Origin of the sequence: Bacillus sp. A01H (assembly GCF_045277205.1) — a bacterium.
GTDB lineage: Bacteria > Bacillota > Bacilli > Bacillales > Bacillaceae_G > Bacillus_A > Bacillus_A paranthracis.
In genome coordinates, this window is record NZ_CP117702.1 from 3,917,480 (window position 1) to 3,929,594 (window position 12,115).

Sequence of the window (12,115 nt, forward strand, 5' to 3'; positions counted from 1 at the left end):
TTTATCCCACCATTCCCATTAAATATACTACAGTGAAAATAAACACCCAAACTACGTCAATAAAGTGCCAATAAATCGATGCAACATAAAACTTCGGTGCATTGTATAAATTTAGACCTCTCTTCGCATTCCTAAAGATTAATGTTAAAATCCAACACAATCCAAACAATACGTGGAGTCCATGTGTACCAACAAGAGCATAAAACGCGGAACCAAATGCGCTACTTCTCATAGTATGCTTAAATTCATGCGTATAATGATAAAACTCATATATCTCAAATCCTAAAAAGCCTAAACCTAGCAGCACTGTTACTAGTAGCCAAAGTTGCATTTTCTTAAAATTAAAGTTTTTCATATGATACATCGCATATACGCTCGTTAAGCTACTCGTTAATAAAAGCATCGTCATAATGAAAACGAGTGGCATTTGAAACATCTCTTGAGATGTTGGTCCGCCATTTGTAGAATTCTTTAACGCTAAATATGTGCCAAATAAGGAAGCGAACAATACTGTTTCGCCTCCAAGAAATAACCAAAAACCGACAAACTTATTTTTCCCCTCAAGGGTTGCTTTTTCAGGCTCTGCTGGAAATGTTTCATTCATTAATTTTTCATCTACATGCATTACGCCTTGCCCCCCTTATCCTCTAAATCTTCTTTATGAATATGATACCCATGATCATCAATTACTGAACGTAGGAACATTGCGCCAAATGTAATGATTAAACCAATAATTGCTACTAATAACCAGAACTTATCTTTTCCGCCCTGCATATACATCGCACCAAATGCCGCTATAAACAATCCGAAAGAAATGACAAATGGTGAAAACGAAGGATTTGGCATATGAATATCACCAACTGGTTCCGCTGCTGTCATCTCTTTATTCCCTTCACGTTTTTCAATCCAAAACGGATCTAATCCGCGAACAAATGGTAATTGTTTAAAGTTATATTCTGGTGTCGGTGCTGGCATTGTCCATTCTAATGTACGTGCATCCCACGGATCACGACCAGCTTTTTCTTTTGATACTGTCGTTTTAATTACATTGAATAGAAGAACAATCGTTCCAAGAGCCATAAACACCGCTCCGATGGAACTAATCATATTCCCCATTTCCAACCCTTGCCCTTCAAGATATGTGTAGTAACGGCGTGGCATACCAATCAAGCCAAGGAAATGCTGAATAAAGAACGTTAAATGGAAGCCGATAAAGAATAGCCAGAACGTTATCTTTCCTAATGTTTCATTTAATACTTTATTAAACATCAGTGGCCAATAATAATGAGCTCCTGCAAGTAAACCAAATACAACACCACCGACAATTACATAATGAAAGTGAGCTACTACGAAATAGTTATCATGAAATTGATAATCAGCTGGTGCAGATGCTAGCATAACACCTGTAACTCCTCCCATTACGAATGATGGAATGAAGGCTACTGCCCACATCATCGGTGTCGTAAAACGAATACTTCCGCCCCACATTGTGAAGAGCCAGTTGAATATTTTAATACCGGTCGGAACGGCAATCGCCATTGTTGCAACTGAGAAAATAGCATTTGCAACTGGACCAAGCCCAACAGTAAACATATGATGCGCCCATACCATAAACCCTAAAAATCCAATTAATACTGTCGCAAACACCATCGACGAATAACCAAATAATCGTTTTTTCGAAAACGTCGCGAAGATTTCTGAGAATATTCCGAAAGCTGGGAGTATAAGAATGTATACTTCTGGATGACCGAAAATCCAGAATAAGTGCTCCCATATAATTGTATTCCCGCCCAGTGCTGGATTAAAGAAACTTGTTCCAAATAAGCGGTCTAACATTAAAAGTCCTAATCCTACAGTTAACGGCGGAAAAGCAAATAATATTAATGAAGATGTTACAAATGTCGTCCACGTAAACATCGGCATACGCATATACGTCATCCCTGGCGCACGCATATTAATAATGGTTACAAGGAAATTAATACCTCCAATTAATGTACCTATACCGGAGATTTGCAAGCCAAGCACATAAAAATCAACACCATGGCCTTTAGAGGCTAAAGCTAAAGATGCATAAGATGTCCATCCTGCATCAGGTGCTCCACCTAAAAACCAACTTAAATTTAAAAATACTCCACCAAAGAAAAATAACCAAAATCCGAGTGAATTCAAAAACGGGAACGCTACATCACGTGCACCAATTTGAAGTGGTACAGCGGCGTTCATAAATGCAAACACGAGTGGCATAGCTGCGAGGAAAATCATTGTTGTACCGTGCATAGTTAATACTTGATTATAAGCATCCCCAACAAGAAAAGCGTTGTTAGGAATCGCTAATTGAAGGCGAATAAATAGAGCTTCTATTCCGCCTATTATAAAAAACAATCCACCTGCAATTAAATAGAGAATGGCAATCTTTTTATGGTCTACTGTCGTTAAATAATCCCATATGACAGCACCCATCCCCTGTTTTTTTGCTACAGAACTCACGTTTTCAACCTCCCCTTCGCGAATAATCCCTCTTTACTTTTCAACTTTTAACGTTTGTAAGTATGCATTTAATGCATCAATTTGATCGTCTGTTAAGTTGCCATATTTACCAGTCATTTTATTTCCTGGTTTCATATTTTCAGGATCTTTCAGCCATTTTTTTAAGTTTTCTTCATTGTTTTCAGCAATGCCGGCAACTGTATCGCGATCCGCAAAGTTTGCTAAGTTTGGTGCGATACGAGCGGAAGGTGGTCTACTATCATTAGATCCAACTGCGTGACAACCAATACAGCTTTTATTAAATATTTCTTGGCCTTCTTGCGCCTTTGTTGAAGCTACTTCTTTCTTCCCATCAATTTTCTTCATATCAGCAAGCCACTTTTTGTACTCGCTTTCATCTAAAGCTTTCACTTTGAATTGCATTAAAGAATGTGATGGGCCGCAAAATTCTGTACAAAAACCATTATAAGTGCCCGATTTATCTGCCTTTAACCACATTTTGTTCACATTATCTGTATTTGTATCCATTTTCCCAGCTAAAGATGGAACCCAAAACGAATGTTTAATATCGGCACCCTTCAAATTCAAATACACTTTCTTACCTGTGGGGATGACTAAATCTTGAGAAGTTACTATCTTTTCTGATTTATAAGAAAATTCCCACCAATAAAGATTCGCTGTTACATCAACAACGATAGTATCTTTATCAATATTCTTTTTCTCCATCGCACTTACATCAGCAAGTTTGAATGTATATGTAACCGTCGGAACAGCTAAGATTAGCAAAAGAATAATCGGAATAACTGTCCATATAATTTCTAGTTTGTGATTCCCTTCAACTTGCTCCGGAATATAATCTTCCTGACCTTTCTTTTGTCGGAAACGCACAATTACATATAAGAAAATAATAGTAACTACTAGTACTACTCCTACCATGATCGCACTTGCTAGTAAGAGCAGATCATATTGCATTTTTGCTACTTCTCCTTGCGGAATTAAAGTAGATTGAAAGGCTTTACCGCATCCCCCTAACAGTAAAGCCAGCAGTGAAACGAACGAAAGCAGTCGCCACTGTTTCTTCATACAAACAACCCCCACTTTCCTTGTGAATTAGATTGTACTTTATAGTTAAGTAAAGTAAATCTCAACGTAAAGAAATCCAATTATGTCGTTGTCTTAGAAGAATGTAACTACAATCATTGATACAAATAAGATTGTTAAATAATTTAGGGAATAAACAAACATTTGCACAGACCATTTGATGTCATCTTTCTTACGGAAGCCATAAAAACCTAAAACGATCCATCCGATGTTAAGCAGTGTTGCAATTACCATAAATGTTATCCCTAGTCCACTCATATAAAATGGTAGTGGTAATAAACATACTGTCCAAATCATAATTTGGCGTTTCGTAATTTCAAATCCATGAACTACAGGAAGCATTGGAATTCCTGCGTTTCGATATTCATCAACACGTTTCATTGCTAATGCAAGGAAATGTGGGATTTGCCAAATAAACATAATTAAAAATAACATCCAAGCAATTGGATGGCCTAAAGATGGATCGATTGCTGCCCATCCAATTAAAGGTGGAACTGCACCAGATATACTACCTACAACAGTATTTAGTGTATACTTTCTCTTTGTCCATAAACTATATAGAACAACATATGTGAAAGCACCAATAAATCCCATTAAGACTGCCATTGGTGTTGTTAATAATAAAAATACAAAACCAAGAAGTAATATAACTAGTCCAAATGTAAGTGCAAATCCTGGTTTATACTTTCCAGTAACCGTTGGACGGGTCTTTGTTCTTTCCATTAATGGATCGATGTCTCGATCAATGTAGTTGTTTAAACAACATACCCCTGCCATAACTAATCCAGAACCAACGATTGTAAAGAATAACTTATCCAGATTGTCCATTACACTTAATCCATTAAAGTGTAATGCCAACCAAAATCCTGTAAATACAGTAAGTGTATTTGAGTTTACAATCCCCATTTTAACGAGCGCTTTTAAATCTTGTAACCGAGTTGTTTCCGGTACGCTTGTAACAGCAGACTCATCATGCAGCTCACTTGTTGCATGGTTCATCACTTTAACCCCCTCTTAAAACTTTCGTCTTTCTTTTTGCGCCTATTTCAAATTGAAATATTTCGCTTCTATATAGCAATATTATTACAGTAGAAACATTGTTAACCCATTCTACTACTAATCTACGCCCATACTCCAATATATTAAATCATATTTCCCGAACATTTTGTGAAGAAAACATGAACTTTTTGTGTCGAACATAAAAAACTTAATTGTTACTTATCCATATCATAACATGATGTTACCTTCTATAATAAACTTTTTTGTCATATTTAACACGTATTCTTCCCATTTCTTTTCAAAATAGCCTATTTTTCACCTAAAAATTTCCTTATAAACCTTATTTCCACACCCGTTTTCTCTTCCCTGTCTTCCCCCTCCATTTCTTTGCTATTTTATTATTTTTTATATATCATAGGAACTAGCGCGTTTTATTCTATACATAATGGAATGAAAATATTTCGCAATAACTTCATAGCAGAAAGATGGTGAAAGAGATTGCAACGCTTTATTAAATGGTTAGCAGTCATTACGAGTCTTGATTTATTAATAGTTTTATTAGGAGGCGCCTTAGTTACAAAAACAGGCTCTGGCCAAGGATGCGGTAAATCATGGCCACTTTGTAACGGTGAATTTGTTCCATCTAATTTATCAGTGGAAACTATTATTGAACTAAGTCATCGCCTTACATCAGGATCAGCAGGAATTCTTGTCACTCTCCTTTGTATTTTGTCCTGGAAATATTATAAACATGTGCGCGAAACAAAAACGTTAGCAATTTTATCCTTCGTATTTTTAGTTGCACAAGCATTAATGGGAGCCGCAGCGGTTGTTTGGGGGCAAATGCCAGCTGTACTTGCTATCCATTTCGGTATTTCCTTAATTTCATTTGCTTCTGTCATTTTATTAACGTGTCTTATCTTTGAAATTGACCAAAAATTCGATGCACGTTCACTTATTATGGACAAAAAAATGAAATTTCATATTTATGGTGTAACAATTTACAGTTATATTGTCGTCTACACAGGGGCTTTAGTACGTCACGAACGAGCTAGCTTAGCCTGTCCAGACTTTCCTTTATGCAGCAAAAATAGACCTATGCCAACTCAATTACATGAATGGGTTCAAATGGGACATAGAGTTGCAGCGATGTTAATTTTCGCTTGGATACTATACGCGATGATTCTCGCTATCCGCCATTACAAACAGCAGCCTGTCGTATACTGGGGATGGATCATCTCATTTATCCTTGTTACACTTCAAGCTATCGTAGGAATTTTAGTCGTATTTACAAATGCTAGTTTATCAATGGCATTATTACATTCCCTATTCATTTCTTGCTTGTTTGCTGTACTATGCTATTTAGTTATGTTAGGTACAAGAAGTAAAGTGAATGCAAAAGAAGCTGCATCAATTTCTAAACAAACAAAATAAATGAAAATACCTTGCCCGAATTGGCAAGGTATTTTTTCGTAATAAAAAAGAGTTGCGTTTCCGCAACTCTTTTTTGTTTTAGTGATCTAATTCAATGAGTAAGTCACCCGTTTGAATTGCATCTCCATCGTTAACATATACTTTTTTCACTTTACCATTAAACGGCGCTTGAACTGTCGTTTCCATTTTCATCGCTTCTGTAATTGCCATAGAATCGCCTTTTTTCACTTCATCGCCTTCTTTTACAACTACTTTAATAACCGTTCCTGGCATTGTTGCGCTAATGTGGTTTGGATTTTCACGGTTTCCTTTCACACGTTGTGCAACTGTCGCTTTCACACTTTCGTCTTTCACAACAATCTCACGTGGTTGACCATTAAACTCCAAGTAAAGCACACGATTTCCATCCGGCTGAGGCTCTCCAATTGATACTAGTTTAACCATCAATGTTTTACCTTGTTCAATTTCCACATCGATTTCTTCACCAAGTCTCATACCATAGAAGAATGTCGGTGTATCAAGCACAGATACATTTCCATAAATCTCAGCAACTTTTTCGTAATCCATAAATACTTTTGGATATAATGCATATGCAACTACATCAAACATCGTCACTTCGCGTCCAAGTTTATGGAATAGCTCTTCTTTTAACGCGTCGAAATCTACTGGTTCTAATAATTCACCTGGTCTTACTGTTAATGGTTCTTTCCCTTTTAAAATAATTTCTTGTAACTTTTTCGGGAAACCACCATATGGTTGTCCTAAATCTCCAGAGAACATTTCAACAACAGATCCTGGGAAGTCCATAGAATGTCCACGCTCTAAAACATCTTGTTCTGTTAAGTGATTTTGAACCATGAATAATGCCATATCACCAACAACTTTAGATGATGGTGTTACTTTAACAATATCACCAAACATGTCATTCACACGGCGGTACATTACTTTCACTTCATCGAAACGATCGCCTAAGCCAACCGCTTTCGCTTGTTGTTGTAAATTACTATACTGTCCGCCTGGCATTTCGTGCATATATACCTCTGTATGAGGAGCATTCATACCACTTTCAAACGGTGCGTAGTATTTACGTACATCTTCCCAGTAATGAGATAATTTTTCTAATGAATCTATATTAACATCTGGCTGTCTTTCGTTTCCACCTAACGCATAGTATAGCGTGTTCGCACTTGGTTGTGACGTTTGACCAGCCATAGAACTTACTGCTACATCGACAATGTCAACACCTGCTTCAATTGCCTTCGTATACGTTAATACACCATTTCCACTCGTATCGTGTGTGTGCAGGTGAATCGGAATCGATACCGTCTCTTTTAATGCTGAAACTAAATCATATGCTGCATTTGGTTTTAGTAAGCCCGCCATATCTTTAATACCTAAAATGTGAGCTCCTGATGCTTCTAATTCTTTTGCTAAATTTTTATAGTAATTTAAATCATATTTACTACGCAGTGGATCATGAATATCCCCTGTGTAACACATCGTTGCTTCTGCAATTTTACCAGTATCTCGTACAGCATCAATCGCAACTCTCATACCTTCTACCCAGTTTAAGCTATCAAAAATACGGAACACATCAATTCCAGCTTGGGCAGAACACTCCACAAACTTTTGAATTAAATTATCCGGATAGTTTTTGTAACCAACCGCGTTTGAAGAACGAAGTAACATTTGGAATAAAACATTTGGCATTTTTTCACGAAGATCTAGTAATCGTTCCCACGGATCTTCTTTTAAGAAACGATATGCAACATCAAACGTTGCACCGCCCCACATTTCTGCTGAGAATAAGTTCGGTAACATTCTCGCTGTCGGCTCTGCAATTTGGTGTAAATCTTTTGTGCGAATACGCGTTGCAAGTAATGATTGATGCGCATCACGGAATGTTGTATCCGTTAAAAGTACACGTTTTTGATCTTGTACCCATTTTACTAATCCGTCTGCTCCACGCTCATCCAAAATTTGTTTCGTTCCATTTTGGATTGGCTCTGAGTGTAATACATTCGGTATACGAGCATCTGGGAAAATTGGTTTCTCTTTTTTCCCTACCCCCGGGAAGCCATTTACTGTTACTGTCCCAATGTAATTTAACATTTTCGTTCCGCGGTCTTTACGTTTCGGGAACAAGAATAGTTCAGGTGACGCATCAATAAATGAAGTGTCATATTCCCCTGATAAGAAGTTTTTATGTTTTACTACATTCTCTAGGAATGGAATATTCGTTTTAATACCACGGATACGGAATTCTTTTAAGTTACGTTCCATTTTTGCAGCAGCTTGTTCAAAAGTAAGCGCCCATGTTGTAACTTTTACGAGTAAAGAATCATAGTACGGTGTAATAACAGCACCTTGGAAACTATTACCTGTATCAAGACGAACCCCAAATCCACCACCTGATCGATATGCCATAATTTTTCCTGTATCCGGCATGAAATTATTTAGTGGATCCTCAGTCGTTACACGAGATTGTATTGCAAATCCATGTACAACAACTTCCTCTTGCTTTGGAACACCTACCATTTTACTATGTAATGCATGTCCATCAGCTATTAAAATTTGTGATTGAACGATATCGACTCCTGTAATCATTTCTGTAATTGTATGTTCTACTTGAACACGCGGATTCACTTCAATGAAATAGAAATTATCATCTTTTACAAGAAATTCAACTGTTCCTGCGTTTAAATAATTTACATTTTTCGTTAACTTTACAGCAGCATCACAAATACGCTGACGCAAATCATCTGAAAGCGACACACTAGGTGCAATTTCTACTACTTTTTGATGACGACGTTGTACAGAACAGTCTCGCTCGTATAAATGAACAACATTGCCCTCTTCATCTGCTAAAATTTGAACTTCTATATGTTTAGGTTTTTCAACGAATTTTTCTACGTATACTTCATCATTACCAAAGGCTGCTTTTGCTTCTGACTTTGCTCGATTATACGATTCTCTTAATTCTTCACTAGTACGTACAATACGCATACCACGACCGCCCCCGCCAAGGGAAGCTTTAATAATAATCGGGTAATCATACTTTTCAGCAAATTTTTCGACTTCTTCTAATGAATCTACTGGCCCATCACTACCAGGAATAACTGGAATTTGTGCTAGCTGCGCTTGTGTTCTTGCTTTTACTTTATCTCCAAACATATCTAAATGCTTACTTTTTGGACCGATAAAGATAATCCCTTCTTCTTCACAACGTTTTGCGAATTGAATATTTTCTGACAAGAAACCATATCCAGGGTGAATTGCATCTACATGATTACTTTTCGCAATCTCAATAATGCCCTCAATATCTAGATAAGCATCAATTGGCTTTTTTCCTTCCCCAACTAAATAGGATTCATCGGCTTTATAACGATGATAAGAACCACTATCCTCTTTAGAATAGATTGCAACTGTTTTTAATCCCAGTTCCGAACAAGCTCGAAACACACGAATTGCAATCTCTCCACGGTTAGCTACCAATACTTTTTGAATACGTTGCAGCTTTGTCATGATTTTCCCCCTCTACTTTCCTACCACTCTAGAGATAAAATATATACACACCATAAAGAGCGTGAAGTTCTTCACTTTCCACATTATATTATACTTAGAAAGCTTCACTTTATTTTTATCCATCATACCTTATTTTTTAACAAATGATAAGTTTTCTGAGCAATTTGTCTCACAAAAATAGTATAGCATACCTCTTCCTTATGTAACAACCTAATTGTATATCACATTAATTTAAATGTGATATATTTTTTCGTTAAAAAACAAAATGGTATATCCTATTTAAAAACAAAAAACACATCGCGCTCTAAAGCACAATGTGTTTTTATTTTACAACTACAAGACGTGGTCCATCTTGTTCTCTTTCTTTCATTATCGTATTTTGCTCTTTCTCTTGTCGTTTTACATTGCTGGCTACATTTAACAATATACCCATCGCAATTAAATTAGCCAATAAAGAACTACCACCATAACTAATAAACGGTAAAGGTACCCCTGTAAGCGGTATTAATCCAGACATACCACCGACATTAACAAAAGTTTGTATTCCAATTAAACTTGCAATTCCGATTGCAATTAAACTTCCAAATGGATCTTTACATTTTTGTGCTACTCTAAACGAACGAATAATAATAAGTAATAAACAGATTAAAATAATAGCTACCCCTATAAAACCTAGTTCTTCAGATATAATTGCCATAATAAAATCTGTTTGCGGCTCTGGTAAGTAGCCATACTTTTGTATACTATTCCCTAATCCTCTACCATTTAACCCACCTGAGGCAATTCCAATAAAAGAATTAACTAATTGGAATCCATCATTTTGAGGATCGTTAAACGGGTCAAGAAAAACTGAAAATCGGGCTTTTTGGTAATTATTCAATTTATAATTCCCAATAAAATACAATGCAGGAACCCATACGATAGATGTTAATATAAACCTTTTTATCCACAGGTTAACATTAACTCCTGAACAGAAGAACATAATTAACACTGTTCCACCTATTAATATGTCAGTCCCTAAGTCATTTTGTAATAAAATTAATACCATCGATCCACCCACCACAAATAAGGGGGGGATTATCCCTTGTAAAAAAGGGGTTTGCCTCTCTTGTTTCTTAGCAAAAAAACTTGCTAACGTAATAATTACTGCTATTTTTACAAACTCAGCTGGTTGTATACCTAGTATCCATCCTTTTGCACCATTGATTACCTTACCGAAAAGGAAGGCTGCTGTTAGTAAGCCAATCCCCCCTAACCCCATAGCTGCAAGAACTATTTTCTTCCTCCAAAATTTGTAAGGTACTACAGCGACAATCACTAGCATTACCGTTCCAATAGCAAGAGAAACTAATTGTTTTTTAAAAAAGTGATCTGCCGGCCAGTTATATTTCGATGAAATCGCAACAATGGAACTAGAACTATATACCATTATAACTCCCAGCACACATAAGATAACAAGAGGAAGTAATAATGAATAATCCATTGATTTCCATACTCTTTTCATTTCATTTCCTCTCTCTGTTTCAATTTAATTATTGTTGTATTCCATATGTACATTGATTCTTCCTGCTTTATTATACAAATAAAAAGCTCAAACTTTTTCAGTTTGAGCCCCCTTATTTGAACCCGTTATTGTTGTTTGTTTGTAAATGCTTCATGAAGTGCAGATAACTCACGTTCAAGCTCTCCTAACATTGCTTTCCCTTGTTCTTCTGCAATAAGACCAAGGCGAACTGCAAAATCGACTTCGCGGGATAGTCCAAACATTTGTGTGTCTAACACTTCTTCATATAATGGACATTGCGGCATTGTAAGATGGTCCATTTGCACCTTAATAAGTCTTAAAATCTTCTCCGCATCCGCTTGTAGAAGGGCTAGTGCCTTTTCCTGATGATTTGATACTGTCTCAGACGCCAAATTGATTCCCTCCGTTTCCGTCCTACTCTCTCCTATCTATTAATATTAGCGATAGTTTTAATAAATTGCAATAGAAACATTTTTTGTGACAATAGTGTCTAATACTATTATACTGAAAAGTGGGAGTATAACACAAATGGGGGAACAACAATGAGCGAAATTTTATTTATTAATGGAAAAGTTCGTTTTCCAATCACTATCGATCCAACCGTTTGGATCTTTGATGATCGAAAAGTAGATTTGACAACTTACTTTGATGAAACGAGAGAAAACACTTCAGAACTAGAAGCTTATTTAAAAAACACTTCGGAACATTGGGATCGCGAAATCCGTGATGGTGCTGCTTTCCCGCCGATACAACAAAGTGTAAAGAAATTTAAAAAAGAACAGCTAATTACTGGAACGTTCGGTATACCATTTCAACCTTTTCTTGCTAATGCCGAAATTTCAGATGACGCTACGCAAGTCGAGATCGAAACAGTAGATAATACAATAACGCTTCCATTAGAAACTGTCAAACATGCTATTCTTGGTTTTTCAAAAGAAGGAAAACCATTAAAAGAAGATGGACCTGTTCATTTATATTACAATGATGGATCTAATAGACAAAATCCAATCCGTAACATCCGCAAATTTACAATTATTTAAAGAA

Annotated in this window: 9 protein-coding genes; 2 read left to right on the forward strand and 7 right to left on the reverse strand. The window is 36.4% G+C overall.

The features are described 5' to 3' along the window. Position 1: 1 nt before the first annotated feature. The 4 genes from ctaE to ctaB all read right to left on the reverse strand — a co-directional run bounded on the left by ctaE (position 2) and on the right by ctaB (position 4,587). Positions 2 to 625, reverse strand: a complete 624-nt coding sequence (ctaE, locus tag PSR14_RS20630) for a cytochrome c oxidase subunit III (protein WP_098487751.1) — start codon at positions 623 to 625, stop codon at positions 2 to 4. Next, the gene (gene ctaD / locus PSR14_RS20635) at positions 625 to 2,460 is read right to left on the reverse strand and encodes a cytochrome c oxidase subunit I (protein ID WP_169509326.1); all 1,836 of its coding nucleotides are present in this window, start codon (positions 2,458 to 2,460) and stop codon (positions 625 to 627) included. Before ctaD ends, ctaE begins: the two co-directional genes overlap by 1 nt. 60 nt (positions 2,461 to 2,520) lie before the next feature. Beyond that, on the reverse strand, positions 2,521 to 3,570 hold the full coding sequence (gene coxB / locus PSR14_RS20640; protein WP_000745271.1) for a cytochrome c oxidase subunit II: 1,050 nt from the start codon (positions 3,568 to 3,570) through the stop codon (positions 2,521 to 2,523). 93 nt (positions 3,571 to 3,663) lie between these two features. Continuing rightward, positions 3,664 to 4,587, reverse strand: coding sequence for a protoheme IX farnesyltransferase (gene ctaB, locus PSR14_RS20645; RefSeq protein ID WP_001015058.1), 924 nt, complete (start codon positions 4,585 to 4,587; stop codon positions 3,664 to 3,666). Between the two features lie 498 nt (positions 4,588 to 5,085). On the opposite strand from ctaB, the gene ctaA reads away from it, so the two are divergent. Further along, complete coding sequence (ctaA, locus tag PSR14_RS20650) at positions 5,086 to 6,021, forward strand: heme A synthase (protein ID WP_098487750.1); 936 nt, start codon at positions 5,086 to 5,088, stop codon at positions 6,019 to 6,021. A 78-nt stretch (positions 6,022 to 6,099) separates the two neighbouring features. On the opposite strand, the gene pyc is transcribed toward ctaA, so the two are convergent. The 3 genes from pyc to PSR14_RS20665 form a co-directional block, all read right to left on the reverse strand. Further along, complete coding sequence (gene pyc, locus PSR14_RS20655; protein ID WP_098487749.1) at positions 6,100 to 9,546, reverse strand: pyruvate carboxylase; 3,447 nt, start codon at positions 9,544 to 9,546, stop codon at positions 6,100 to 6,102. A gap of 322 nt (positions 9,547 to 9,868) precedes the next feature. After that, positions 9,869 to 11,050 (reverse strand): putative lipid II flippase FtsW, encoded by a 1,182-nt coding sequence (gene ftsW / locus PSR14_RS20660; RefSeq protein ID WP_000832781.1) that lies wholly within the window; start codon positions 11,048 to 11,050, stop codon positions 9,869 to 9,871. Between the two features lie 125 nt (positions 11,051 to 11,175). Beyond that, a complete protein-coding gene (locus PSR14_RS20665) occupies positions 11,176 to 11,463 on the reverse strand; it encodes a YlaN family protein (RefSeq protein ID WP_000135695.1) in 288 nt (95 codons plus the stop codon). 150 nt (positions 11,464 to 11,613) lie between these two features. On the opposite strand from PSR14_RS20665, the gene PSR14_RS20670 reads away from it, so the two are divergent. After that, entirely contained in the window at positions 11,614 to 12,111 is a 498-nt protein-coding gene (locus PSR14_RS20670; protein ID WP_098487748.1) for a hypothetical protein, read from the forward strand. Positions 12,112 to 12,115: the final 4 nt, after the last annotated feature.